Source organism: Pseudomonas sp. 910_23 (assembly GCF_052850795.1).
In genome coordinates this window covers 107,232-133,989 of sequence record NZ_VXCZ01000010.1, presented here as the reverse complement: position 1 = coordinate 133,989, position 26,758 = coordinate 107,232, and the positions used below count along the sequence as shown (strand labels likewise).

The following is a 26,758-nucleotide window of genomic DNA, read 5'->3' as shown; positions in this document are numbered from 1 at the left end:
TGGATTACAGTTTCTTGGCTTTCTCGATCGCTTCTTCGATGCCGCCAACCATGTAGAACGCTTGTTCTGGCAGGTGGTCGTAGTCACCGTTGAGGATGCCTTTGAAGCCAGCAATGGTGTCTTTCAGGGAAACGTATTTACCCGAGGCACCGGTGAAGACTTCAGCCACGAAGAACGGCTGCGACAAGAAACGCTGGATCTTACGAGCACGGTTTACCAACTGCTTGTCGGCTTCCGACAGCTCGTCCATACCCAGGATCGCAATGATGTCCTTCAGTTCTTTGTAACGCTGCAGCACGTACTGAACGCCGCGAGCGGTGTCGTAGTGCTCCTGGCCGATCACGTTCGGATCCAGCTGGCGCGAAGTCGAGTCGAGTGGATCGACCGCTGGGTAGATACCCAGGGAAGCGATGTCACGGGACAGAACGACGGTGGCGTCCAAGTGGGCGAAGGTGGTGGCTGGCGACGGGTCGGTCAAGTCATCCGCAGGTACGTATACCGCTTGGATCGAGGTGATCGAACCTTCCTTGGTCGAAGTGATACGTTCTTGCAGAACGCCCATCTCTTCAGCCAGGGTCGGCTGGTAACCTACTGCAGAAGGCATACGGCCCAGCAGTGCGGATACTTCAGTACCGGCCAGGGTGTAACGGTAGATGTTGTCGACGAACAACAGAACGTCGTTACCTTCGTCACGGAACTTCTCGGCCATGGTCAGGCCAGTCAGTGCTACGCGCAGACGGTTTCCCGGCGGCTCGTTCATCTGACCGTAAACCAGTGCCACTTTGTCCAGAACGTTGGAGTCCTTCATCTCGTGGTAGAAGTCGTTACCCTCACGAGTACGCTCACCCACACCGGCGAACACGGAATAACCGCTGTGCTCGATGGCGATGTTACGGATCAGTTCCATCATGTTTACGGTCTTGCCTACACCGGCACCACCGAACAGACCGACTTTACCGCCTTTGGCGAACGGGCAAACCAGGTCGATAACCTTGATGCCGGTTTCCAGCAGGTCGTTGCCGCCCGCTTGTTCTGCGAACGAAGGTGCTGCGCGGTGAATGCCCCAGCGCTCTTCGGTAGCGATCGGGCCAGCTTCGTCGATCGGGTTGCCCAGTACGTCCATGATCCGGCCCAGGGTCGCTTTACCGACCGGTACGGAGATGGCAGCGCCAGTGTCGACAACGTCCAGACCGCGCTTCAAGCCTTCGGTGGAACCCATCGCAATGGTACGAACTACGCCGTCGCCCAGCTGTTGCTGAACTTCCAGGGTAGTTTCCGCGCCTTGTACTTTCAGCGCGTTGTAGATGCTCGGTACGCTGTCGCGTGGAAATTCCACGTCGATAACGGCGCCGATGATTTGAACGATACGTCCGCTACTCATAGCTGGATCCTCTGAATATTTGAACCGTTAAACCGCGGCAGCGCCGCCGACGATTTCCGAGATCTCTTGGGTGATCGCAGCCTGACGCGCCTTGTTGTAGATCAGCTGCAAATCGCTGATCAGATCACCGGCGTTATCGGTAGCGTTTTTCATCGCGATCATCCGCGCCGCTTGTTCAGCTGCGTTGTTCTCGACCACCGCCTGGTACACCTGCGACTCCACGTAGCGCACCATCAAGCCATCAAGCAGCTCTTTGGCGTCTGGTTCGTAGAGGTAGTCCCAGTGGTGCTTGAGTTCCTGATCCGGAGTCGCCACCAGTGGAATCAATTGCTCCACGGTTGGCTGCTGGGTCATGGTGTTGATGAACTTGTTGGATACCACGGAAAGGCGGTCAATACGGCCTTCCAGGTACGCATCCAGCATCACCTTCACACTGCCGATCAAATCATTGATCGACGGCTCTTCACCCAGATGGCTGATAGCTGCAACGACGTTACCGCCGAAGTTGCGGAAAAAGGCCGCACCCTTGCTACCCACCACACACAGATCGATCTCGACGCCGTTTTCGCGGTTTACCGCCATGTCCTTGACCAGGGCCTTGAACAGGTTGGTATTCAGACCACCGCACAAACCACGGTCACTGCTCACTACCACATAACCTGCACGCTTGACGGCGCGCTCGATCATGAACGGGTGGCGGTATTCCGGGTTGGCGTTGGCCAGATGCCCAATTACCTGGCGGATACGCTCCGCATAAGGACGGCTAGCAGCCATGCGCATTTGTGCCTTGCGCATTTTGCTGACCGCCACTTTTTCCATGGCGCTGGTAATTTTTTGCGTGCTTTTGATGCTCGCAATCTTACTGCGAATCTCTTTTGCGCCTGCCATGTAACACCTATCAGGTTAGCAAGCGGGAGCCTTGCGGCTCCCGCTGCGGCTTACCAGGTTTGGGTGGCCTTGAACTTCTCGATACCGGCTTTCATGCCAGCGTCGATATCGTCATTGAAGTCACCCTTCACGTTGATCTTCGCCATCAATTCGGCGTGATCGCGGTTGAAGTAAGCAATCAGCGCTTGTTCAAAGCTGCCGACCTTGGCGATTTCAACGTCGGTCAGGAACCCACGCTCAGCGGCATACAGCGACAACGCCATGTCAGCGATCGACATTGGGGCGTATTGCTTCTGCTTCATCAGCTCGGTAACGCGCTGACCATGCTCAAGTTGCTTACGGGTCGCTTCGTCCAGGTCAGAAGCGAACTGGGCGAATGCCGCCAGTTCACGGTACTGAGCCAGAGCGGTACGGATACCACCGGAGAGCTTCTTGATGATCTTGGTCTGAGCGGCACCACCCACACGGGATACCGAAACACCGGCGTTCACAGCAGGACGGATCCCGGAGTTGAACATGGCCGATTCCAGGAAGATCTGACCGTCAGTGATGGAAATCACGTTGGTCGGAACGAACGCGGAAACGTCGCCAGCCTGGGTTTCGATGATCGGCAGTGCGGTCAGGGAACCGGTTTTGCCGGTCACTGCGCCGTTGGTGAACTTCTCTACGTATTCTTCCGAAACGCGGGAAGCGCGCTCCAGCAGACGGGAGTGGAGATAGAACACGTCGCCTGGGTAGGCTTCACGGCCTGGTGGACGGCGCAGCAGCAGGGAAATCTGGCGGTAAGCCACTGCTTGCTTGGACAGATCGTCATAAACGATCAGCGCGTCTTCACCGCGGTCGCGGAAGAATTCACCCATGGTGCAACCGGAGTACGGTGCCAGGAATTGCAGCGCAGGAGATTCCGAAGCACTGGCAGCCACGATGATCGTGTTGGCCAGGGCGCCGTTTTCTTCCAGCTTGCGAACCACGTTGGCGATGGTCGATTGCTTCTGACCGATGGCTACGTAGACGCAGAAAATGCCGCTGTCTTTCTGGTTGATGATCGCGTCGATCGCCAGAGCGGTTTTACCGATCTGACGGTCACCGATGATCAGCTCACGCTGGCCACGGCCGACCGGGATCATGGCATCGACAGCCTTGTAGCCAGTCTGTACAGGCTGGTCTACCGACTTACGCCAGATCACGCCTGGAGCAACTTTCTCGACCGCGTCGGTCTCGGTGTTGCCCAGTGGACCTTTACCGTCAACAGGGTTACCCAGTGCGTCGACTACGCGACCCAGCAGTTCCTTACCAACCGGAACTTCCAGGATGCGGCCTGTGCACTTGGCGCTCATGCCTTCAGCCAGACTGGTGTACGCGCCCAATACAACGGCACCTACGGAGTCTTGCTCCAGGTTGAGGGCCATACCGTAGACGCCGCCCGGAAACTCGATCATCTCGCCGTACATTACGTCGGCCAGACCGTGAATCCGCACGATGCCGTCAGATACGCTGACGACAGTGCCTTCGTTACGGGCTTGGGAGGTCACATCGAGCTTGTCGATGCGGCCCTTGATAATTTCACTTATTTCGGAAGGATTGAGTTGCTGCATTGCTCTGCTGCCCCTTCAAACTCAAGATTTCAATGCTTCGGCAAGTTTCGCGATTTTGCCGCGAATCGAGCCATCGATAACCAGGTCGCCGGCACGGATAACAACACCACCAATCAGGGATGCGTCCTCCGAAGCTTGCAGGCGCACTTCCCGATTGAGTCGTGCACTGAGAACCTTGGCGAGTTTGTCTTGCTGTTCTTGGTTCAATGCGAAAGCACTGGTCACTTCAACGTCTACCGATTTCTCTGCTTCGGCCTTGTACAGGTCGAACAGAGCGGCGATCTCCGGCAATAGCGGGAGACGGTCGTTTTCGGCAATGACGCGGATGAAGTTCTGCACCTTCACATCAAACTTGTCGCCGCACACTTCAATAAAAGTGGCGGCCTTGTCTGCGCTCGTCAGGCGCGGGGCCTTGAGCACGCGCTGCATGGTGTCGTCTTGCGACACTGCTGCAGCCAGGCCGAGCATGGCTGACCAAGAGGCCAGCTGCTGGTGGGCCTGGGCGTGCTCGAAGGCTGCCTTAGCGTAAGGTCGGGCCAACGTGGTCAGTTCTGCCATGATCGCCCTCGCTTAAATTTCAGCAGCCAGTTTGTTAACCAGCTCCGCGTGCGCGTTTTGATCGATTGTGGCACCGAGGATCTTCTCAGCACCGCCGACCGCCAGAGCACCCAGTTGGGCACGCAGCGCGTCTTTGACGCCGTTCAGTTCCTGTTCGATCTCGGCATGAGCCGAAGCCTTCACACGGTCAGCTTCGACGCGGGCTTTTTCAACAGCCTCTTCGACGATCTGGTTACCGCGTTTCTTGGCTTGCTCAATGATCTCGGCTGCCTGTGCTTTAGCTTCGCGCAGTTGCTGACCCACTTTCTCGTGGGCCAACTCCAGGTCGCGAGCTGCACGGCTGGCAGCGTCCAAACCATCCGCGATCTTCTTCTGACGTTCGTGCAAAGCCGCGATGACCGGAGGCCACACGAACTTCATGCAAAACACTACAAAAATGAAGAACGCAACGGATTGGCCAATCAGGGTTGCATTAATGTTCACGCCAACACCTCGCTCATTCGTTGTCCATCACCCCAATCACTCGAAAATTCGAGTGATTAGCCAGCGAGTTGACCAACGAAGGGGTTCGCGAAGGTGAAGAACAGTGCGATACCAACGCCGATCATGGTCACGGCGTCGAGCAGGCCGGCGACGATGAACATTTTAACTTGCAGCATTGGGACCATTTCTGGCTGACGCGCTGCGCCTTCCAGGAATTTGCCGCCCAGCAGGCCGAAACCAATGGCAGTACCCAGGGCGCCCAGGCCGATCAACAGTGCAACAGCGATAGCGGTTAGACCAACTACAGTTTCCATCTTTCCTCCCGACTTTTACGTCGTATGGTTTAGGTTTTTTAGATTTTAAAGCGGTAAAACAAATCGTTTCATAGCCCTGTTGGGCCACCTTCCCGTTTGACCGGGAAGGACATCAGACTAGTCGAGACTGGTCTTAATGGTTCTCTTCGTGCGCCATCGACAGATAGACGATGGTCAGCATCATGAAGATGAAGGCCTGCAGGGTAATGATCAGGATGTGGAACACAGCCCACGCCCACTGCAGTACTACGCCCAGGCCGCTAAGCCAGAGCAGACCGCTGCCGAACATCACAGCGATCAGAATGAACACCAGCTCGCCGGCATACATGTTGCCGAACAGTCGCAGAGCCAGGGAAATCGGCTTGGCGATCAGGGTCACGAATTCCAGCAGGAAGTTCACCGGGATCAGCAGGGCTTGAACAAAGATGTTCTTGCTGCCGAACGGGTGCAGGGTCAGTTCGCCGATGAAACCGCCGATGCCCTTGACCTTGATGCTGTAGAAAATGATCAGCGCGAACACCGACAGGGCCATGCCCAGGGTAGCGTTCGGGTCAGTGGTGGATACGGCACGGAATGGGATGTGCGGATCGCCGGAGATCGCCATGGCCAACTGAGGAATCCAGTCCACCGGGATCAGGTCGACGGCGTTCATCAGGAATACCCAGACGAAGATGGTCAGTGCCAACGGTGCAATCACCGGGCTACGGCCATGGAAGCTGTCTTTCACGCTGCCATCGACGAATTCGACCAATACTTCAACGAAGTTCTGCAAAGCACCTGGCTGACCGGAAGTCGCCTTCTTTGCCGCCATGCGGAAAATCAGGACGAAGATCAGACCCAATGCGACCGACCAACCCAGAGTATCCAGGTGGAAAGCCCAGAAACCCATTTCTTTGGCTTCTGCTGCGGTGTGGGCAAAGCCCCAGCCGCCATTAGGAAGCTGACCGAAGGTCAGGTTCTGCAAGTGGTGCTGGATATAGCCCGAAGCGGTTGTTTCTGCCATGGTTGCCTCAAACGCCCTAAGGTTTCGAAAGTCTTGTTTTCATTAGCAGGGGAGCGAACCAGCTGACCAGTTGGGTCAACACGAAGACGCCGAATACAGCCAGCGGCGCCAATGGCTTCACACCTGCAAAGGTCAGTGCAAACAGCACTGCCGTCAAAATCAGTTTCCCTGCTTCGCCGGCATAAAAAGACCGCACGATAGCCTGGGCTGCTCGGGCGCCGGAAAACCGAAAGGCCCTGTGAGCAAAATACATATTGGGCAGCAAGGCTATCAGGCCTCCGCAGAGTCCTGAATATCCGGCTACGACTCCATGCCAGTACCAAAGCGCCAAAGCGGCGATCAGCAAAATGACAAATTGAGCCAACAAAACCGGAAAAACAGCCAAGCGATGGAACGGCAACGTGTTTGGCGTGCGGGTTTCCATCACTCTTGCTCCTCAATGGTCGGCTGCCGGAAATCAATAACTTGGCATAATTTGTGCCGACAAAATGCGCGCAGAGTATAGGGGCGGTTCTGCCCCTATTCAACTGTCGGGTAGTGATTTCCGATCACGCGCTACATAAGCAAATGTTTCAGCGGATGTGGGCAAGGACGCCCTGAAGCTCATCGAGGGAGTTATATCCGATGACCAGTTGCCCTTTGCCCTTCTTGCCGTGGCGAATTTGCACCGCAGAGCCTAGCCGCTCGGCCAGGCGCTGCTCGAGGCGCGCGATATCCGGATCAGGTTTGGCGGTTTCAACCGGTGCAGGTTTACCGCTGAGCCACTGGCGAACCAGGGCCTCGGTCTGACGAACGGTGAGCCCTCGTGCGACAACGTGTCGCGCCCCTTCAACCTGTTGATTTTCCGGCAAACCCAGCAAAGCACGAGCGTGGCCCATTTCCAGATCGCCATGGGACAACATGGTCTTGATGACTTCCGGCAAGGCGATCAGACGCAGCAAGTTGGAAACCGTGACACGGGATTTTCCGACCGCCTCGGCCACTTGTTGCTGGGTCAGCTGAAATTCCTGCTGCAAACGCTGCAACGCGATCGCTTCTTCGATCGGGTTGAGGTCCTCACGCTGGATGTTCTCGATCAACGCCATGGCGATGGCAGTTTCATCCGGCACATCACGCACCATCGCCGGGATGGTTTCCTTGCCTGCCTGTTGGCTGGCGCGCCAGCGACGCTCACCGGCGATGATCTCAAAGCGGCCACCGCCAATCGGGCGCACCACAATGGGCTGCATCACACCCTGGGCCTTGATCGAGTTGGCCAGTTCTTCCAGCGCCTGGGGATCCATGTCCCGGCGTGGCTGGTATTTGCCGCGCTGGATCAGGTCCAGGGGCAAGTGCTGCAGCTCGCGCTCGTCGGCCTGCACCGCTTGTTCTTCAAGCGATGTGACGGTCGGACCACTCAGGAGTGCATCCAGTCCACGTCCGAGACCTCGTTTCTTGACGGCCATGGGGGTTCCTTAAGTTGGCTGGGCTGCAGCGGTGCGTGAATTGCGGCGTTGACGACGAACCATCTCGCCAGCCAGCGCCAGGTAGGCAATGGCACCACGCGAGGATTTATCGTACGCCAGCGCGGGCATGCCATAGCTTGGTGCTTCGGCCAGGCGGATGTTGCGTGGAATCACGGTGTCGTACAACTGATCGCCAAAATGTTCCTTGAGCTGCGCCGAGACATCGTTCATCAGGCTCAGGCGCGGGTCATACATGGTCCGCAGCAGGCCTTCGACTTTCAGGTTCGGGTTGAGCAACTCGGCGATACGCTTGATGTTATCCACAAGGTCGCTCAAGCCCTCAAGGGCGAAGTACTCGCACTGCATGGGGATAATCACCCCATCGGCGGCAACCAGCGCGTTGAGTGTGAGCATCGACAGCGACGGCGGGCAGTCGATCAAAATGTAGTCGTAATTCTCGCGGATAGGTGCCAAGGCGCTGCGCAGACGGCTTTCTTTCATCTGCATTTCCAGCAACACCACTTCCGCCGCGGTCAAATCGCGGTTGGCCGGCAGCAGTTGGTAACCACCGTGCTCGGAATAGTGCATGGCCTGGGCCAGGTCACATTCACCAATCAGCAAATCGTAGACCGAGTTTTCAAGGCCGTGTTTATCCACACCGCTACCCATGGTGGCGTTGCCCTGTGGATCGAGATCGATCAACAGCACCCGACGCTTGGTGGCGACCAGGGATGCTGCGAGGTTGATACAGGTGGTGGTTTTACCCACACCACCTTTCTGGTTCGCAATCGCGAATACCTTAGCCATTCTTGCTTGTGTTCCCAATCATGCCGTGCGGCGCAGTATCAGCAGATGGCGTTGGCCTTGGCAACCGGGGACGGCCAAGGCGTGTTCGCTATCGAGGTGGAAGTCTGCCGGCAATGCTAACAGCTCGTCGCTTGGATGGACGCCCTTCATTGCCAGCCAGCGCGTGTCGCGATCGCCTAGATGGCGAGTCCAGTTGCTGAAGTTCTCCATGCTGCTGAACGCCCGGGAAACAATTCCGTGGAAAGGCTGTTCAGGCGTAAAGGCTTCGACGCGACTGTGGATAACGTGCAGGTTGTCCAGCTTGAGTTCGAGTTTGACCTGGGTCAGGAAGCGGGTTTTCTTGCCGTTGCTGTCCAGGCAGGTCACTTGCGACTCGGGAAACAGGATGGCCAGCGGAATACCAGGCATCCCGCCGCCGCTGCCGACATCCAGCCAGCGACCGTTTTCGATGAACGGCATCACACTGAGGCTATCGAGCAGATGGCGCGAGACCATTTCGTCTGGATCACGCACTGCGGTCAGGTTGTAGGCCTTGTTCCATTTGATCAACAGGGCCAGGTAGCCCAGCAGTAACTCATGCTGGACCTCGGTCAACGCTACGCCCAACTGGCGCGCCCCTGTGGATAACTCTTCGGCGTGTTGCGAGGTGACCAACGAACTCAAGCGCTTTGCTCCAACTGACGGCCCGCGCCGCGTTTTTTCAAATGAATCATCAACAGCGAAATAGCTGCTGGGGTCACGCCAGGGATACGTGAAGCCTGCCCGAGTGTTTCAGGCCGAGTTATCCCCAGCTTGCTTTGAATTTCTTTCGACAGCCCGGAAATCCCGGTGTAGTCGATATCCACAGGTAACTTGGTATCTTCACTGGCGCGCAGGCGAGCGATTTCGTCCTGCTGGCGATCAATGTAACCGGCGTACTTGGTCTTGATCTCCACCTGTTCGGCGACTTGTGGGTCTTCTGCGCCCTGGCCTGTCACTTCAACCAGACCAGCGTAGTCGATTTCCGGACGAGAAAGCAGGTTGAGCAAGTTGTACTCATGGGTCAACGGCGTGCCGAATTTTTCCGCGATCGCGTCGCCCTGCTCGGTGCCTGGTCGAACCCAGGTACTTTTCAGGCGTTGCTCTTCAAGCGCAATGCTTTCACGTTTTTTGCAGAAGGCAGCCCAGCGCGCGTCATCGACCAGGCCCAACTCGCGACCTTTTTCAGTCAGGCGTAGATCGGCGTTGTCTTCGCGCAGGATCAGACGGTATTCCGCGCGGGAAGTGAACATGCGGTACGGTTCCTGGGTGCCCAGGGTGATCAGGTCATCGACCAATACGCCGATGTACGCTTCATCACGACGCGGGCACCAGCTGTCTTTGCCTTGTGCACGCAATGCCGCGTTGGTTCCGGCCAGCAAACCTTGGGCGCCGGCTTCTTCGTAACCGGTGGTCCCGTTGATTTGGCCAGCAAAGAACAAACCCCCGATCACCTTGGTTTCCAGGCTGTATTTCAGATCACGCGGGTCGAAGTAGTCGTACTCAATGGCGTAGCCGGGACGCACGATGTGCGCATTTTCCATACCGCGAATCGATTGCACGATCTGGATCTGCACATCGAACGGCAGCGAGGTGGAAATCCCGTTGGGGTACAGCTCGTGAGTGGTCAAGCCTTCGGGTTCGATAAAGACCTGGTGGCTTTCCTTGTCGGCAAAGCGGTGGATCTTGTCTTCGATCGACGGGCAATACCGCGGGCCAATGCCTTCAATTACCCCGGAATACATCGGCGAACGATCAAGGTTCGCGGCAATGATTTCGTGGGTACGGGCGTTGGTGTGGGTAATCCAGCAACTGACCTGTTTGGGGTGCTGTTCTTTGGAACCCATGAACGACATCACCGGGATCGGCGTATCGCCGGCTTGCTCGGTCATCACCGAGAAATCCACAGAGCGCCCGTCAATGCGTGGCGGGGTACCGGTTTTCAAGCGGCCGACGCGCAGCGGCAGTTCACGCAGACGCTTTGCCAGGGCAATCGACGGCGGATCACCAGCGCGACCACCGGAATAATTTTGCATACCGATGTGGATAAGTCCGCCGAGGAACGTCCCTGTGGTCAGTACTACCGAATCTGCGTGAAAACGCAGACCCATTTGCGTGACGACACCGCGTACCTGGTCCTGCTCGACGATCAGGTCATCGGCAGCCTGCTGAAATATCCACAGGTTCGGCTGGTTTTCCAGGGTTTCACGCACCGCAGCCTTGTACAGGATGCGGTCGGCCTGGGCCCGGGTAGCCCTTACGGCCGGGCCTTTACGGCTGTTGAGCACGCGAAATTGAATACCACCTTTGTCGGTGGCCATCGCCATTACACCGCCAAGGGCATCGATTTCCTTGACCAGATGGCTTTTGCCAATCCCGCCAATAGCGGGGTTGCAACTCATGGCACCGAGGGTTTCCACGTTGTGCGTAAGCAACAGGGTTTTTACGCCCATGCGTGCTGACGCCAGTGCTGCCTCGGTACCGGCATGACCGCCGCCGATGACGATCACTTCAAAACGGGAAGGGAAATCCACCACGCACCTCGTGCCTGCTTATGTAGGTAATCAGGAATTGTCTGTTGAAAGAGTTTTGGAGCTATGGCGGCAAGTATAGGGACTTCGCCCTTCCTAAAGAACCCTTTGCACAAAATTTAACCAGCTGTGGATGAATCACAGACAATAGAAATTAAAAGAGAGAAATTTATTAAATCTTTGTTTTTATGTTTATTTCTACTGAGCAACGTTTCTGTGGATAGATCTCTACAGCCCTTTATATTCAATATGTACAGCGATTCAAAAGTCTGTGGTCATGTGCCAATGAGGCCCTTGGATAAGTGCTTTAAGCCTGTGGATTAAAGTGATGGTTATCCACAGACGTGTTTTTACTCAGGTTTCAAGCCCTGTTATCAACTGGGCACAGGCGCGGTTACTCACAGGGTTTAATCCACAGAAAAGTACCAGCCGAGGCGAATAGCGCGCACGGAAAAACACCGATTGCTCGGCGAGTCAGTCAAAAAATGGATTGGGTTGCCCTGAAACGGGCTGAACAGACAGGCGCGAATGGCCTGTCTGTGGACAACGAAGGTCTATTTACCGATGCAGAAGCTGGAGAAGATCCTGCCCAGCAAATCGTCCGAGCTGAACGCGCCGGTAATTTCTCCCAGCAGTTGCTGTGCTTGACGTAAATCTTCAGCCAGCAGCTCCCCAGCACCCGCCAAGGTCAGCTGCGCCCGGCCGTGCTCCAAGGCGGCACTGGCATGGCGCAGTGCCTCAAGATGCCTGCGACGTGCACTGAAGCTGCTTTCCGAGGTCTGTTCATAGCCCATGCAGGCCTTGAGATGCTCACGCAGCAATTCCAGGCCGTCACCTGCCGCTTTGGCGCTCAGGCTGATAGTGACATGGCCATCCTCACTGGTTTGCAGGGCAATCGCTTCACCCGTCAGGTCGGCCTTGTTACGAATCAAGGTGACTTTGGCCGGGTCAGGTCGTTGATCGAGGAATTCTGGCCACAGCGCAAAAGGATCCACAGCTTCCGGTGCCGTGGCATCTACCACCAGCAAAACACGATCAGCTTCGCTGATAGCCTTGAGCGCACGCTCCACACCAATTTTTTCCACCTGGTCGTCGGTGTCGCGCAGCCCGGCGGTGTCGACGACGTGAAGCGGCATGCCGTCGATGTGGATATGTTCGCGCAAGATATCCCGGGTAGTGCCGGCAATCTCGGTGACAATGGCCGCCTCGCGTCCTGCCAGGGCGTTGAGCAGGCTGGATTTTCCGGCATTGGGCCGCCCGGCAATCACCACCGTCATGCCATCGCGTAGCAACGCGCCCTGCCCGGCTTCACGCAGGACTGTGGATAATTCCTCACGGACCTTATCCAACATCGCCAGCACATGGCCATCCGCGAGGAAGTCGATTTCTTCTTCGGGAAAATCGATCGCCGCTTCAACGTAGATACGCAGGCTGATCAGTTGTTCGGTCAGGTTATGCACACGCAGGGAAAAAGCCCCCTGCAATGAGCGCAAAGCGTTACGCGCAGCCTGTGCAGAACTGGCTTCGATCAAATCCGCAATCGCTTCGGCTTGAGCCAAATCGAGCTTGTCGTTCAGAAATGCCCGTTCGCTGAATTCCCCAGGCCGTGCCAGGCGGCAACCCAATTGCAAGCAACGCTGCAGGAGCATATCCAGGACCACAGGACCACCGTGCCCCTGTAATTCCAGGACGTCTTCACCGGTGAAAGAGTTTGGTCCCGGAAAATAGATCGCCAAGCCCTCGTCAAATACGCTTTGGTCAGCATCCAGAAACTGGCCGTAATGGGCATAACGGGGTTTCAGCTCTCGGCCACTGATTGCCATGGCCGCAACGCCCGCCAAGGGCCCGGAAATTCGAACGATACCGACTCCGCCTCGGCCCTGAGCGGTGGCGACAGCAGCGATGGTTTCACGAGGAGCGCTCATCAGCAGGTTCCAGAACAAAAGTGACGGAAAGCAAAACGCCCCACTAGGGGGCGTCTTGAGTGGTTATCCACAGAGTAAATTACGCCTCGGCTTTTTTGGTAGCCGCTTCGATCTTACGTGTGATGTACCACTGTTGAGAGATCGACAACACGTTGTTGACCACCCAGTACAGTACCAAGCCAGCAGGGAACCACAGGAAGAAGAAGGTGAAGATGATTGGCATCATTTTCATTACCTTGGCCTGCATCGGATCCGGCGGGGTTGGGTTCAGACGCTGCTGGATAAACATGGTCGCGCCCATGATGATCGGCAGGATAAAGAACGGGTCCTTGATCGACAGGTCAGTTATCCACAGCATGAACGGCGCTTGGCGCATTTCCACGCTTTCCAGCAGTACCCAGTACAGCGACAGGAACACCGGCATCTGTACCAGAATAGGCAAGCATCCACCCAGCGGGTTGATCTTCTCTTTCTTGTATAGCTCCATCATGGCCTGCGACATTTTCTGCCGGTCATCGCCATGTTGTTCTTTCAGTGCCGCCAGTTTCGGGGCAACGGCACGCATACGCGCCATCGACTTGTAGCTGGCTGCCGACAGTGGGAAGAAGATCCCCTTGATCAGCATGGTCAGGAAGATGATCGACCAGCCCCAGTTGCCGACGATGCTGTGGATATGTTGCAACAGCCAGAAGATCGGCTGGGCAATGAACCACAGGAAGCCGTAATCCACAGTGAGTTCCAGACCTGGGGACAACTCTTTCAATACGGCCTGGCTTTTAGGACCGGCGTACAGGGTAGCGCTGGTTTCAGCCTTGGCACCTGGAGCGACGGTCAACGCCGGGCCAGTGAACCCAATGATGTAGTTGCCCTGGCTGTCCTTGCGGGTTTGAACCAGGTTCGCGTCACCCTTGTTCGGAATCCAGGCGGTCACGAAGTAGTGCTGCAGCCACGCTACCCAGCCACCCTGGACAGTTTCTTTCAGCGTGCCCTTGTCGATATCTTTCATCGACACTTTCTTGTACGGCTCGTTACTTGTCCACAGGGCGGCGCCCAGGTAAGTCGCGGTGCCGGTGGCGGTGCTGGAAGACGGATCGGAACTGGCGTCACGCTTGAGCTGGGCAAACAGGTTGCCGCTCCAGGCTTTGTCGCTGGTGTTGTCGATCAGGTAAGTGACCTTCAGATCGTACAAACCACGGGTAAAGCTGAAACGCTTGATGTAGTTGACGCCGTCGAGGCTGAATTTCAGGTCGACGTTCAACTGGTTCTGGCCGTCTGCCAGTTGATAAGTCTTTTGCTCGGTCGAATAAACCGGACGACCGGTAGCACGTGCATCCGGACCATTGGTGCCGGTCAGGCCGCTTTGCGCCAGATAAGTACGTTCACCGCCGTTATCGAACAGCTGGAACGGAACATCCGGATGATCCTGGCGACGTGGATAAAGCGGCAGCTTCAGCTGTGCAATATCACCACCTTGTGGGTCGATAGCCAGGTCGAGCACATCCGTTTTCACGTGGATGAGGTCTTTGTTGGTGACCACTGGCGTTTCTAACGGGGCACTTGTCTCGCCATTCGCGCTGGGAACATCGGCACTCGCGGACGCATTGTTACCCAGCGGGGTGTCCGGAATAGCCGGCGCAGCCTGATTGGTAGCAACATTCTGAGTCGGCAGGGCAGCCTGGCCGTAGTCCTGGTTCCATTTAAGGACCATGACATAGGACACGATTGCCAGGGCGACGATCAGGATTGTGCGTTTAATATCCATGATTACTCGGCCATCGAAGAAGAACGGGAGGTAGGGATAGGTGGAACCGGGTCATAACCACCGGGATTCCACGGATGACAGCGACCTAAACGACGAAAGGTCAGCCAGCCACCGCGCAGAAGACCATGATTTTCTATGGCCTCTAACGCGTAGCAGGAACAACTGGGGTAGAAACGACAGTGGCTGGCCATCAGAGGACTAATGGCATAGCGATAAAACTGGATCGGAACGATTGCCAGTTTACGCATCAAGGCTGTCTACCCCTACAGTTTCGGTGCTGACTGCTGGTGCTGGCTTGTGGGTACGAGCCAAACGTTTCCAGAGCTTGCCGAAATGCTGAATCAATTCGGGGTTTTCTACATCACCCAAGCCTTTGCGCGCGACGATAACAATATCCCAACCAACCAGAGTGTCCTGGTGGAGGCGAAACGATTCGCGCATCAGACGCTTGAGGCGATTGCGCTCAACGGAGAGCTTGACGCTCTTCTTGCCAATCACCAGCCCGAGACGGGGGTGATCAAGATCGTTGTTACGCGCAAGGAGCAGGAGATTTTTCCCCGGAACCTTGCCGGTGGGGGAGTCAAAGACTGCCTTGAAATGCCGGGGGGTAAGCAGACGCTTTTCCCGACTGAAGTCCTGACTCACCACCAGTACCGGATTATCAAACTGCCAGACGCGCACGACCTTTGGCGCGGCGACGCGACAGGACAGCACGGCCGTTCTTGGTAGCCATGCGAGCACGGAAGCCGTGAGTACGGGCGCGTTTGATGGTGCTTGGTTGGAAAGTACGTTTCATGGCGTTGTTACCTGGTTCGTCCACAACGGGCCGGAATGGCCCCCGTTTTAAGAGACCGGCGATTCTAGAGAAAGCAAGCCTCTAGGTCAATTTCCAACCAGCTTTTCCTTCAATTAGATCTTTGCCGCCTTCCGAGCCGTTCTGCTTTCATCCGCCATGCCATAGATATAAAAATAAAGAAGGAAGTTATTTAAAGCTTTTCTGTAAAGCTTATAAAAGCTAGTCAGGCGATCATCTGTGGATAACTGCCTTTAGCCCTTATTCTGCGTGCTGTACAGAGAATGACAACACGGGGGAGAAGCAGTGCTCTGCCTGTGCTGTGCTATCGGATAAGCTGTGCGTGGAATGGGTTGTTATCCACAGGCCGGTTACCCACAGACTTTTGGCCCCACTTGTGCAACGAGCTCAGGGTGGCTTATCCACAGAGCTTATGCACAGACCATTGGTCGCCTTTTCTGCGGTTAACACATTGATTTTGGGTGCCCTGTGAGCAACCTACATGTGGATAAGTGGGCGGCTGGTCGCTACAATGGCGGCTGTTTTTGCCTCACCGGCTTTCAACTTAGGGGATATCCGTGTCAGTGGAACTTTGGCAGCAGTGCGTGGAGCTTTTGCGCGATGAGCTGCCTGCCCAGCAATTCAACACCTGGATCCGTCCGCTACAGGTCGAAGCCGAAGGCGACGAGTTGCGTGTCTACGCACCCAATCGTTTTGTTCTCGACTGGGTCAATGAGAAGTACCTGAGCCGCGTTCTCGAATTGCTCGATGAACATGGCAATGGCCTCGCGCCCGTGCTCTCCTTATTAATAGGCAGCAAACGTAGCTCAGCACCCCGTGCTGCGCCGAACGCGCCTTTGGCTGCAGCGGCATCGCAAGCTCAGGCGGCAGCGGCACCGGTTGCTGCTTCTGCTGCACCTGCTGCAACGCCGTCCAAATCCTCTGCGCAAAAAAATGCGCCGGAGCATGAAGAACCGTCTCGCGACAGCTTCGATCCGATGGCAGGCGCCAGCTCCCAGCAGGCTCCCGTTCGTGCCGAACAGCGCACTGTGCAGGTTGAGGGTGGGCTCAAGCACACCAGTTATCTGAACCGCACCTTCACCTTCGAGAACTTCGTCGAGGGCAAGTCCAATCAGCTGGCCCGTGCAGCTGCCTGGCAAGTCGCCGATAACCCCAAGCACGGTTACAACCCGCTCTTCCTTTATGGTGGCGTTGGCTTGGGTAAGACGCACTTGATGCACGCCGTAGGTAACCACCTATTAAAGAAGAACCCGAACGCCAAGGTCGTGTACCTGCATTCGGAGCGCTTCGTGGCTGACATGGTCAAGGCCCTGCAGCTCAATGCGATCAACGAGTTCAAGCGTTTCTACCGCTCCGTTGATGCTTTGCTGATCGATGACATTCAGTTCTTCGCTCGCAAGGAACGTTCCCAGGAAGAGTTTTTCCACACCTTCAACGCCCTGCTCGAAGGTGGCCAGCAGGTCATCTTGACCAGTGACCGTTACCCGAAAGAAATTGAAGGCTTGGAAGAGCGCCTGAAGTCGCGTTTCGGCTGGGGCCTGACCGTTGCGGTGGAACCGCCGGAGCTGGAAACCCGGGTTGCGATCCTGATGAAGAAGGCCGATCAGGCAAAGGTTGATCTGCCTCACGACGCTGCCTTCTTTATTGCCCAACGCATTCGCTCCAACGTGCGTGAGCTGGAGGGCGCGCTCAAGCGGGTCATCGCTCACTCGCACTTCATGGGCCGTGATATCACCATCGAGTTGATTCGCGAATCTCTGAAAGACTTGTTGGCCCTGCAGGACAAGTTGGTGAGTGTGGATAACATCCAGCGCACCGTGGCCGAGTACTACAAGATCAAGATTTCCGACCTGCTGTCCAAGCGCCGTTCGCGCTCGGTTGCACGCCCGCGTCAGGTGGCCATGGCTCTCTCCAAGGAGCTGACCAACCACAGCCTGCCGGAAATCGGTGATGTGTTTGGCGGTCGCGACCACACCACGGTCTTGCACGCCTGCCGCAAAATCAACGAACTTAAGGAATCCGACGCGGATATTCGCGAGGACTACAAGAACCTGCTGCGTACACTGACTACGTGATGACACCAGCGCAGCTTATTAAGGCAAGGGACTAGACCATGCATTTCACCATTCAACGCGAAGCCCTGTTGAAACCCCTGCAACTGGTCGCAGGCGTCGTCGAGCGCCGACAGACCTTGCCGGTGCTCTCCAACGTATTACTGGTGGTCGAAGGCCAGCAGTTGTCCTTGACCGGTACCGACCTGGAAGTCGAGCTGGTTGGTCGTGTGCAGCTTGAAGAGCCCGCCGAACCCGGCGAAATCACTGTGCCGGCGCGCAAGCTGATGGACATCTGCAAAAGCCTGCCCAACGATGCGCTGATTGACATCAAGGTCGATGAGCAAAAATTGGTGGTCAAGGCTGGCCGTAGCCGGTTCACTCTGTCGACCTTGCCGGCCAATGACTTCCCAACCGTGGAAGAAGGGCCAGGCTCGCTGACGTGCAGCCTGGAGCAAAGCAAGCTGCGTCGCTTGATTGAGCGCACCAGCTTCGCCATGGCCCAGCAGGACGTGCGCTACTACCTTAACGGCATGTTGCTGGAAGTATCCGAAGGCATCATTCGTGCGGTTGCCACTGACGGTCACCGTCTGGCGATGTGCTCGATGCGTGCCGATATCGGCCAGCCTGATCGTCACCAGGTGATCGTTCCGCGCAAAGGTATCCTTGAGTTGGCGCGTTTGCTCACCGAGCCGGACGGCAATGTCAGCATCGTGTTGGGTCAGCACCATATCCGCGCGACCACTGGTGAGTTCACCTTCACCTCCAAATTGGTTGACGGCAAGTTCCCGGATTACGAGCGTGTGTTGCCTAAAGGTGGCGACAAGCTGGTGATTGGCGATCGCCAGGCCTTGCGTGAAGCGTTCAGCCGTACTGCGATTCTGTCGAACGAAAAGTACCGTGGTATTCGCCTGCAATTGGCCAACGGGCAATTGAAAATCCAGGCCAACAACCCGGAGCAGGAAGAGGCAGAAGAAGAAGTTGGCGTCGACTACAACGGCGGCTCTCTGGAAATCGGCTTTAACGTGAGCTACCTGTTGGACGTGCTGGGCGTCATGACTACCGAACAGGTTCGCCTGATCCTGTCGGACTCCAACAGCAGCGCTCTGGTGCAAGAATCCGATAACGACGACTCGGCTTACGTTGTCATGCCGATGCGCCTGTAATCATGCTCAGCAGAAGCTAGATGTCCCTTAGTCGCGTCTCTGTCACCGCGGTGCGTAATCTGCACCCGGTGACCTTCTCCCCTTCCCCCCGCATCAATATCCTCCATGGCGCCAACGGCAGTGGCAAAACCAGTGTGCTGGAAGCTATCCACTTGTTGGGGCTGGCGCGGTCCTTCCGCAGTGCCCGCCTGTTGCCGGTGATTCAGTACGAACAGTTGGCCTGCACAGTGTTTGGCCAAGTCGAGTTGGCGGAAGGTGGTCAGAGCGCGCTGGGGATTTCCCGCGATCGCGGCGGGGAGTTTCAGATTCGTATCGACGGGCAAAATGCGCGCAGTGCCGCACAACTGGCAGAAATTCTGCCGTTGCAGTTGATCAACCCCGACAGCTTCCGTCTGTTGGAAGGTGCACCGAAAATCCGCCGCCAATTTCTGGACTGGGGTGTGTTCCACGTGGAACCCCGCTTCATGGCCACTTGGCAGCGCCTGCAGAAGGCCCTGCGGCAGCGGAACTCATGGCTGCGGCATGGTACACTTGACGCCGCTTCGCAAGCAGCCTGGGACCGAGAGCTGTGCCTGGCCAGCGACGAAATAGATGAATACCGTCGTGCCTATATCAAAGCCTTGAAACCAGTCTTTGAGCAGACCTTGAGCGAGTTGCTGGATCTCGAGGGGCTGACGCTGAGTTACTACCGAGGTTGGGACAAAGACCGTGAGCTCAGTGCTGTGCTTGCGACGTCCCTGCAGCGGGATCAGCAAATCGGACACACCCAGGCCGGCCCCCAACGCGCTGATTTGCGCCTTAGATTAGGTGCACATAATGCTGCGGATATTTTGTCCCGCGGCCAGCAGAAGTTGGTGGTGTGTGCGCTGCGTATTGCGCAAGGGCACTTGGTTAGCCAGGCCAGGCGCGGTCAGTGTATTTATCTGGTGGATGACTTGCCGTCGGAGCTCGACGAACAGCACCGCCGTTCGCTATGCCGCTTGTTGGAAGACTTACGCTGCCAGGTATTCATTACCTGTGTAGACCACGAATTATTGAGGGAAGGCTGGCAGACGGAAACGCCAGTCGCTTTGTTCCACGTGGAACAAGGCCGTATCACCCAGACCCACGACCATCGGGAGTGAAGGCATGAGCGAAGAAAACACGTACGACTCGACCAGTATTAAAGTGCTGAAAGGTTTGGATGCCGTACGCAAACGTCCCGGTATGTACATTGGCGACACCGATGATGGTAGCGGTCTGCACCACATGGTGTTCGAGGTGGTCGATAACTCCATCGACGAAGCTCTGGCCGGTCACTGCGACGACATCAGCATTATCATCCACCCGGATGAGTCCATTACCGTGCGTGACAACGGTCGTGGCATCCCGGTAGACGTGCACAAAGAAGAAGGCGTTTCGGCGGCAGAGGTCATCATGACCGTGCTCCACGCCGGCGGTAAATTCGACGACAACTCCTATAAAGTATCCGGCGGTTTGCACGGTGTAGGTGTGTCGGTAGTGAACGCTCTGTCCGAAGAGTTGATTCTCACCGTTCGCCGTAGCGGCAAGATCTGGGAACAGACTTACGTCCACGGTGTGCCACAGGAACCGATGAAAATCGTTGGTGACAGTGAAACCACCGGCACCCAGATCCACTTCAAGCCATCGGCTGAGACCTTCAAGAACATCCACTTCAGCTGGGACATCCTGGCCAAGCGGATTCGTGAACTGTCCTTCCTCAACTCCGGTGTTGGCATCGTCCTCAAGGATGAGCGCAGCGGCAAGGAAGAGTTGTTCAAGTACGAAGGCGGCCTGCGTGCTTTTGTTGAATACCTGAACACCAATAAGACTGCGGTCAACCAGGTGTTCCACTTCAACATCCAGCGTGAAGACGGCATCGGCGTGGAAATCGCCCTGCAGTGGAACGACAGCTTCAACGAGAACCTGTTGTGCTTCACCAACAACATTCCCCAGCGCGATGGCGGTACTCACCTGGTGGGTTTCCGTTCTGCGTTGACGCGTAACCTGAACACCTACATCGAAGCGGAAGGTTTGGCGAAGAAGCATAAAGTCGCCACCACTGGTGACGATGCTCGTGAAGGTCTGACGGCGATTATCTCGGTCAAGGTTCCGGATCCGAAGTTCAGCTCCCAGACCAAAGACAAGCTGGTGTCTTCCGAAGTGAAGACCGCGGTTGAACAGGAAATGGGCAAGTACTTCTCCGACTTCCTGTTGGAAAACCCCAACGAGGCCAAGCTGGTTGTCGGCAAGATGATCGATGCTGCCCGCGCCCGTGAAGCCGCGCGTAAAGCCCGTGAGATGACCCGTCGTAAAGGCGCGCTGGATATCGCCGGCTTGCCTGGCAAACTGGCTGACTGCCAGGAGAAGGACCCTGCCCTCTCCGAACTGTACCTGGTGGAAGGTGACTCTGCTGGCGGTTCCGCCAAGCAGGGTCGTAACCGTCGCACCCAGGCCATCCTGCCGTTGAAGGGCAAGATCCTGAACGTTGAGAAGGCGCGCTTCGACAAGATGATTTCCTCTCAGGAAGTCGGCACCTTGATCACTGCACTCGGCTGCGGTATTGGCCGTGATGAGTACAACATCGACAAGCTGCGTTACCACAACATCATCATCATGACCGATGCTGACGTCGACGGTTCGCACATCCGTACCCTGCTCCTGACGTTCTTCTTCCGTCAGCTGCCAGAGCTGATCGAGCGTGGCTACATCTACATTGCCCAGCCGCCGTTGTACAAGGTGAAAAAAGGCAAGCAAGAGCAATACATCAAAGACGACGACGCCATGGAAGAGTACATGACGCAGTCGGCCCTGGAAGATGCGAGCCTGCACCTGAACGACGAAGCACCGGGCATCTCCGGCGAGGCGCTGGAGCGTCTGGTCAACGACTTCCGTATGGTCATGAAGACGCTCAAGCGTTTGTCGCGCTTGTATCCTCAGGAGCTGACCGAGCACTTCATCTACCTGCCGGCCGTGAGCCTGGAGCAGTTGGGCGATCGCGCCGCCATGCAGGATTGGCTGGCCCAGTACGAAGTGCGTCTGCGTACCGTTGAGAAGTCTGGCCTGGTGTACAAAGCCAGCCTGCGCGAAGACCGCGAACGTAACGTGTGGCTGCCGGAGGTCGAACTGATCTCCCACGGTTTGTCCAACTACGTCACCTTCAACCGCGACTTCTTCGGCAGCAACGATTACAAAACGGTCGTTACCCTCGGCGCGCAACTGAGCACCCTGCTGGACGATGGTGCTTACATTCAGCGTGGCGAGCGCAAGAAAGCGGTCAAAGAGTTCAAGGAAGCCCTGGACTGGCTGATGGCTGAAAGCACCAAGCGCCATACCATCCAGCGATACAAAGGTCTTGGCGAGATGAACCCGGACCAGCTGTGGGAAACCACCATGGACCCGGCTCAGCGTCGTATGTTGCGTGTGACCATCGAAGACGCCATTGGCGCAGACCAGATCTTCAACACCCTGATGGGTGATGCGGTCGAGCCTCGTCGTGACTTCATCGAGAGCAACGCCTTGGCGGTGTCTAACCTGGATTTCTGATCAGGTAAACCTGCTTGAACAAAAAGGCCAACGCTTAGCGTTGGCCTTTTTTATTGGGTGATGGTTAAGCGTTTTAAAATGCTCCACGTGGAACATCAAGATTTTAACTTTGCGCCGTTGTCGCCACACTCTCCAAACGATACCCATATCCATAGATCGTCAACAGCTGCCAGCCGCGATCCGCCGTCAGCCCGAGCTTGTTACGCAGACGGTAGATATGGGTATCCAAAGGCCGTGACGAGACCATTTCCTCATGGCTCCAAAACCGCTCATACAGGTACTCGCGAGACAGCGGCCGGGCCAGGTTGGCAAACAGGCAACTGGCCAGGCGGTATTCCCGTTCTGTCAGGTTAATGGGTTTGCCTGCGCGGGTGACGGTCAGTTCGGCATCGTCGAAGGTTAGATCATTAAAGCTCTGTACTTCCTGGGTAGCCGACTTCTGCAAGCCGTGACGTCGCAGGACGGCGCTGACGCGTGCTTTGAGCTCGTTGGGGCGAAAGGGTTTGCTGACGTAATCATCTGCGCCGCTGTTCAATGCGGTGACGATATCGCTTTCGGCATCGCGACTGGTGAGCATGATGACCGCGGGGGGCGATTCCATGTGTTCGCGGGTCCAGCGCAACAAGGCAATGCCCGAGATATCCGGCAGTTGCCAGTCCAGGATCAGCAGGTCAAAGGTTTCCCGCCGCAGTTGGCGCAGCAGGTCTTCGCCGCGCTCAAAGAAATGCAGCGACCATGGCTGTTCCGCAGTGCTGGGAATCTGTCGCAGTGTCTGTTCCACCCGTCGCAACTCGGCGGGCTCGTCATCCAGTATTGCGACTCGCATTGGGGTCCTTCCTACAAAAAATACGACTGCTTTAATGAGAGGCGACTGTGCAAAGCCAGCCTCTGAATCTGAACAATTATGGGCGGATTCTACGATCCTTGTATCTCTCGATACGCTGATAAGATCCCGTGATGCTCAAAGCAAAGATACCGGCTCCTGTCTGTGAGGAAAAGGACTCGCTCATACCCCTGCCCTGCAACAAGGTGAGGTATGGTTTGTTGCACGGTTCTGGGTAAAGTCCTCAACTGAGACCGAAATAAGCTTCACTGGTTTCAGAACACTGTTGAACGTCACCACATGGAGAGGGAGCGGGCCTATGGCACCTTTACCCGATGACCATCAATGCCTTCGCATACTTTCGGTGGTAGCCCTGTGAAACTATGGCGCAAAGCCGAGAAACGCCAACCCACCCAGGCACAGCTGTTGTTCCACGGGTTGGTCCGTGAATGGCTGCTGATCGGTCTGGTGTTACTGCCCTTTACCGTTTACCTGTCCTTGAGCCCGGGCCTGGCACTGAATAACCCTCTCTACGACAGCCTGCGCCGCCTGACACCTTTACCGGTGGATCCACGGATTCTGCTGGTCACCATTGATGCGCCCAGCCTGGAAGTACTCGGCCCATGGCCGTGGCCGCGCAGTGTGCATGCAGATCTGATTGAACGCCTTAGCGCCGCCCAGCCGGCAGGCATTCTGTTTGACGTAGTCTTCAGCGAACCTAGCAAGGAGGCCGATGGACGACGGTTGGCTGATGCGGTCTGCAATGCTGGCAATGTACTGCTGCCCATCGTCGGTGATAGCAGCGTAAGTCCCAGCCTGCCAGGAGAGCCGCTGTCACCGTTGCTCAAGTGCGCCAAGGGCGTGGGGCATATCAACGTCGAAGCGGATAGCGACGGCATCGTACGCAGCGTGTATCTGCGTGAAGGCCCGCCGGGAAGCACGCTCCCTCAATTGGCATGGTTGGCGTTTGCGCTGAGTGAGCAAGCACCGGTAATGCCGGGCCTGGCCCAGGAGCCCAGCAGCCAGCAGTGGCATCAGGAGCATGAAATCCGCGTGCCTTTCACCTCGGAAGATGACCACTTTCCCAGCGTGTCCTACCTCAGTGTATTACGCGGCGAGGTACCTCCCGAGACACTGCGCGGCCGGCTGATTCTGATAGGTGCCACGGCGTATGGAATGGCCGATCGTTTTGTGACACCGCTCTCCTCCACCGTCGGCACGACCGCAGGAGTGGAGATCCAGGCCGATATCCTCAATGGTCTGTTGCAGGGACGCAGCATTGTCGACCTGCCCGGATGGCTTGCCGCCCTGTTGGCGACATCCCTGGTGACCTTGCTGCTGGGCCTTCTGCTGTATCGCCCTCGCTACGCCCTGTGGATGACCCTGGGTGGCATGACCGCGGCGCTGGTGGGCTCATGGGCATTGCTGCGCCTTGGGCATTGGTGGTCTCCCGCCGCATGTTTGATCGGGCTGTTACTCAGCTATCTCATCTGGAACTGGCGGCGCCTGAGCGTCATCCTGGCCTACTTTGGTTGGGAACTGGCGCGGCTGGATAACGAGCCCAAGGTGCTGCCGGAGCGTCGTCGAGCGCCCGCCAGCAAGGGTGATGTGTTGCAGGGGCGGATCTTTGCCCTTGAGCAGGCAGTCAGTCGTACGCGTGATACGCGGCGCTTTATGGCTGACGGGTTGGAGTGCCTGCCGGTGGCTACGCTGATAACCGACCCACAGGGCAATATTCTGTTGGCCAACCGTGTAGCCCGTGATGTGTTCGGTAACGACCTGGTCAGTTCAAACCTCATCGAACAACTCGCCGATCTGGGTTATCCCCCGCTGCATAACGGCGTACGCCCTGCCCTGTCAGCACTGGAATTGGTTGAGTTCCGCGATATCCACCAGCGCAGTCTGCGGATGGAGCTTGCGCCCTTGCTTCCGGCCGAAGGTGACTTCGCCCTCGGATGGCTGTTGAGCCTGACGGACCTGAGCAAGGAGCGAGAAGCCCAGCAGCATCGCGAGACCATGCTGCGTTTCCTCTCCCACGACCTACGTGCACCCCATTCGGCGATCCTCGCCCTGCTGGATGTGCATAACGGCGAATCGCCAGTCTTTGCTCAGGTCGAACAACAGGTCCGACGGGCATTGAGCCTTACCGAATCCTTTGTGCAATTGGCCAAGGCCGAGGCTGACGGTTACCAGTTCCAGCCTACCTTGTTCGCCATGCTGGTGATGGACGCCTTTGATCAGGTTGCGGTGATTGCGCAACTCAAGGGCATCCATCTGGTCAACGACCTGGATGAGGCGGATGAAGCCATGATCCATGCCGATCAATCACTGCTCACCCGTGCGTTGTTCAACGTGCTGGAGAATGCGATCAAATACTCCCCATCCGGCACTACCGTCAGGTTAAGACACGGCAGTGCACAGGGGTGGTTGGAATGCCGCATCAGCGATCAGGGGCCGGGGATTGCCCCCGAGGATTTACCGGAACTGTTCAGCCAATACCGGCGTTTCGATTCGGCCCAGGGCAGTGACGGTCTTGGACTGGGGCTGACGATGGTTAAGGCCGTGGTGGAACGGCACGGTGGACGCATCGTTTGTGAAAGTGAGCTGGGCAAGGGCTCGACATTCATCCTGTTATTGCCGCAGTTGGAAGACTAAAAAACCGACTTTTCTGCTGTGCATAAAAAACCGGTCACAAGGACCGGTTTTTTTATGAAGAAAAAACTTATGCACGTTTTTCGAGATTTTATGACCTTCAGAAATATGCAGCTAAATCAGCATGTTATGAATCAAAAAAGCCAATTCTCCAACAAAGCGTGCACAGGTTATCCACAGATCTTCAAATCGCCGGGGTCTCGACTACCAAGGGCTCAGGAGGCAGGGAACCCATGGCTAGCTGCTGTGCTTCATTCCATGCAGCGGCGCGGTCGTTCAGTGCAGCAATCGCACGCGGCCCCTCGCCTTCTGCGTACATCGGCTCGCCTATAACCACGGTGATGGTGCCAGCGCGTTTGGCCCAGCCGGTCTTCGGCCAGAACTTGCCGGCATTGTGGGCAATGGGCAGCACCGGCAGGTTGGCGTTGACCGCCAATGCCGTACCGCCCCGTGAGAACTTGCCTACGGTGCCGTAGGGCACACGCGTACCTTCGGGGAAGATCAGTACCCAGACGCCGTCCTTGAGCAACTCGTCGCCCTTCTTGGCCACGTGCTTGAGCGCCGCCTTGGGGTTGTCACGGTCAATGGCGATCGGGCGCAACATGGCCATGGCCCAGCCAAAGAACGGCACGTACAACAGTTCACGCTTAAGCACCTGGCTCAGGGGCGAGAAGTACGCGGAAAGAAAGAAGGTTTCCCAAGTGCTTTGGTGGTTCGACAAAATCACGCAGGGTTGGTCCGGGACGTTTTCTGCGCCCTTGACCTCGAAACGGATGTTCAGAAACACCTTGCTCAGCCACAACGCGCAACGGCACCAATAAACGTTGATGAAGCGATAACGCGCCTTGAACGGCAGGAAGGGGGCAATAAAAAAGCTCAGGGTGCACCAGAGAAACGAACTGGTGCCCAGCAGCAGGTAAAAGAAAAAGGTTCTGATGGCCTGCAAGATCGACATGGCGGCATTTACCGTTGCGGGACACGGCCCGCCTGTTAAAA

Annotated in this window: 24 protein-coding genes; 5 read left to right on the top strand and 19 right to left on the bottom strand. The window is 56.6% G+C overall.

What is annotated here, in order from left to right; all coding sequences use genetic code 11:
• Window positions 1-4: 4 nt before the first annotated feature.
• From atpD to rpmH, 17 genes are all read right to left on the bottom strand, one after another.
• Complete coding sequence (atpD, locus tag FW800_RS14515) at window positions 5-1,381, bottom strand: F0F1 ATP synthase subunit beta (RefSeq protein WP_003195827.1); 1,377 nt, start codon at window positions 1,379-1,381, stop codon at window positions 5-7.
• A 27-nt stretch (window positions 1,382-1,408) separates the two neighbouring features.
• Window positions 1,409-2,269 (bottom strand): F0F1 ATP synthase subunit gamma, encoded by an 861-nt coding sequence (gene atpG / locus FW800_RS14510; RefSeq protein ID WP_005792602.1) that lies wholly within the window; start codon window positions 2,267-2,269, stop codon window positions 1,409-1,411.
• 50 nt (window positions 2,270-2,319) lie between these two features.
• Complete coding sequence (gene atpA, locus FW800_RS14505; protein ID WP_003195831.1) at window positions 2,320-3,864, bottom strand: F0F1 ATP synthase subunit alpha; 1,545 nt, start codon at window positions 3,862-3,864, stop codon at window positions 2,320-2,322.
• Between the two features lie 21 nt (window positions 3,865-3,885).
• Window positions 3,886-4,422 carry a F0F1 ATP synthase subunit delta gene (locus FW800_RS14500; RefSeq protein WP_446437857.1) on the bottom strand — a complete coding sequence of 179 codons (537 nt, stop codon included), beginning with the start codon at window positions 4,420-4,422 and terminating at the stop codon, window positions 3,886-3,888.
• Window positions 4,423-4,434: 12 nt separating this feature from the next.
• The gene (locus tag FW800_RS14495; protein WP_003195835.1) at window positions 4,435-4,905 is read right to left on the bottom strand and encodes a F0F1 ATP synthase subunit B; all 471 of its coding nucleotides are present in this window, start codon (window positions 4,903-4,905) and stop codon (window positions 4,435-4,437) included.
• A gap of 56 nt (window positions 4,906-4,961) precedes the next feature.
• A complete protein-coding gene (gene atpE / locus FW800_RS14490) occupies window positions 4,962-5,219 on the bottom strand; it encodes a F0F1 ATP synthase subunit C (protein WP_002555987.1) in 258 nt (85 codons plus the stop codon).
• Window positions 5,220-5,352: 133 nt separating this feature from the next.
• The gene (gene atpB / locus FW800_RS14485; protein ID WP_003195886.1) at window positions 5,353-6,222 is read right to left on the bottom strand and encodes a F0F1 ATP synthase subunit A; all 870 of its coding nucleotides are present in this window, start codon (window positions 6,220-6,222) and stop codon (window positions 5,353-5,355) included.
• Window positions 6,223-6,238: 16 nt separating this feature from the next.
• Window positions 6,239-6,646, bottom strand: coding sequence for a F0F1 ATP synthase subunit I (locus FW800_RS14480; protein WP_010565865.1), 408 nt, complete (start codon window positions 6,644-6,646; stop codon window positions 6,239-6,241).
• A gap of 148 nt (window positions 6,647-6,794) precedes the next feature.
• A complete protein-coding gene (locus FW800_RS14475; protein WP_016970690.1) occupies window positions 6,795-7,667 on the bottom strand; it encodes a ParB/RepB/Spo0J family partition protein in 873 nt (290 codons plus the stop codon).
• Between the two features lie 9 nt (window positions 7,668-7,676).
• Window positions 7,677-8,474 carry a ParA family protein gene (locus FW800_RS14470; protein ID WP_005792605.1) on the bottom strand — a complete coding sequence of 266 codons (798 nt, stop codon included), beginning with the start codon at window positions 8,472-8,474 and terminating at the stop codon, window positions 7,677-7,679.
• 18 nt (window positions 8,475-8,492) lie between these two features.
• On the bottom strand, window positions 8,493-9,137 hold the full coding sequence (rsmG, locus tag FW800_RS14465; RefSeq protein WP_032878612.1) for a 16S rRNA (guanine(527)-N(7))-methyltransferase RsmG: 645 nt from the start codon (window positions 9,135-9,137) through the stop codon (window positions 8,493-8,495).
• Window positions 9,134-11,026, bottom strand: a complete 1,893-nt coding sequence (mnmG, locus tag FW800_RS14460; protein ID WP_005792607.1) for a tRNA uridine-5-carboxymethylaminomethyl(34) synthesis enzyme MnmG — start codon at window positions 11,024-11,026, stop codon at window positions 9,134-9,136. Before mnmG ends, rsmG begins: the two co-directional genes overlap by 4 nt.
• 551 nt (window positions 11,027-11,577) lie before the next feature.
• The gene (gene mnmE, locus FW800_RS14455; RefSeq protein ID WP_446437856.1) at window positions 11,578-12,948 is read right to left on the bottom strand and encodes a tRNA uridine-5-carboxymethylaminomethyl(34) synthesis GTPase MnmE; all 1,371 of its coding nucleotides are present in this window, start codon (window positions 12,946-12,948) and stop codon (window positions 11,578-11,580) included.
• 79 nt (window positions 12,949-13,027) lie between these two features.
• Window positions 13,028-14,710: a membrane protein insertase YidC gene (gene yidC, locus FW800_RS14450; RefSeq protein ID WP_005792609.1), complete on the bottom strand. Its 1,683-nt coding sequence runs from the start codon at window positions 14,708-14,710 to the stop codon at window positions 13,028-13,030.
• Window positions 14,711-14,712: 2 nt separating this feature from the next.
• Window positions 14,713-14,958 carry a membrane protein insertion efficiency factor YidD gene (gene yidD, locus FW800_RS14445; RefSeq protein ID WP_019816912.1) on the bottom strand — a complete coding sequence of 82 codons (246 nt, stop codon included), beginning with the start codon at window positions 14,956-14,958 and terminating at the stop codon, window positions 14,713-14,715.
• Window positions 14,951-15,358 carry a ribonuclease P protein component gene (gene rnpA / locus FW800_RS14440; RefSeq protein WP_020302575.1) on the bottom strand — a complete coding sequence of 136 codons (408 nt, stop codon included), beginning with the start codon at window positions 15,356-15,358 and terminating at the stop codon, window positions 14,951-14,953. Before rnpA ends, yidD begins: the two co-directional genes overlap by 8 nt.
• A gap of 13 nt (window positions 15,359-15,371) precedes the next feature.
• A complete protein-coding gene (rpmH, locus tag FW800_RS14435; RefSeq protein ID WP_003213577.1) occupies window positions 15,372-15,506 on the bottom strand; it encodes a 50S ribosomal protein L34 in 135 nt (44 codons plus the stop codon).
• Between the two features lie 575 nt (window positions 15,507-16,081).
• Here rpmH and dnaA point away from each other — a divergent pair.
• From dnaA to gyrB, 4 genes are read left to right on the top strand one after another with little or no spacing between them, the layout of a single operon-like run.
• Window positions 16,082-17,599: a chromosomal replication initiator protein DnaA gene (dnaA, locus tag FW800_RS14430; RefSeq protein ID WP_005783344.1), complete on the top strand. Its 1,518-nt coding sequence runs from the start codon at window positions 16,082-16,084 to the stop codon at window positions 17,597-17,599.
• Between the two features lie 38 nt (window positions 17,600-17,637).
• Window positions 17,638-18,741 carry a DNA polymerase III subunit beta gene (gene dnaN, locus FW800_RS14425; protein ID WP_005783345.1) on the top strand — a complete coding sequence of 368 codons (1,104 nt, stop codon included), beginning with the start codon at window positions 17,638-17,640 and terminating at the stop codon, window positions 18,739-18,741.
• Between the two features lie 20 nt (window positions 18,742-18,761).
• Window positions 18,762-19,865: a DNA replication/repair protein RecF gene (recF, locus tag FW800_RS14420; RefSeq protein WP_032878606.1), complete on the top strand. Its 1,104-nt coding sequence runs from the start codon at window positions 18,762-18,764 to the stop codon at window positions 19,863-19,865.
• A gap of 4 nt (window positions 19,866-19,869) precedes the next feature.
• Entirely contained in the window at window positions 19,870-22,287 is a 2,418-nt protein-coding gene (gyrB, locus tag FW800_RS14415; RefSeq protein WP_446437855.1) for a DNA topoisomerase (ATP-hydrolyzing) subunit B, read from the top strand.
• A 103-nt stretch (window positions 22,288-22,390) separates the two neighbouring features.
• Here gyrB and FW800_RS14410 read toward each other — a convergent pair whose 3' ends face one another.
• Window positions 22,391-23,113 carry a response regulator transcription factor gene (locus tag FW800_RS14410; RefSeq protein WP_005783372.1) on the bottom strand — a complete coding sequence of 241 codons (723 nt, stop codon included), beginning with the start codon at window positions 23,111-23,113 and terminating at the stop codon, window positions 22,391-22,393.
• A gap of 372 nt (window positions 23,114-23,485) precedes the next feature.
• Here FW800_RS14410 and FW800_RS14405 point away from each other — a divergent pair, with 372 nt between their 5' ends.
• The gene (locus FW800_RS14405) at window positions 23,486-25,765 is read left to right on the top strand and encodes a CHASE2 domain-containing protein (RefSeq protein WP_446437886.1); all 2,280 of its coding nucleotides are present in this window, start codon (window positions 23,486-23,488) and stop codon (window positions 25,763-25,765) included.
• Between the two features lie 181 nt (window positions 25,766-25,946).
• Here FW800_RS14405 and FW800_RS14400 read toward each other — a convergent pair whose 3' ends face one another.
• A complete protein-coding gene (locus FW800_RS14400) occupies window positions 25,947-26,717 on the bottom strand; it encodes a lysophospholipid acyltransferase family protein (protein ID WP_446437854.1) in 771 nt (256 codons plus the stop codon).
• Window positions 26,718-26,758 lie beyond the last annotated feature (41 nt).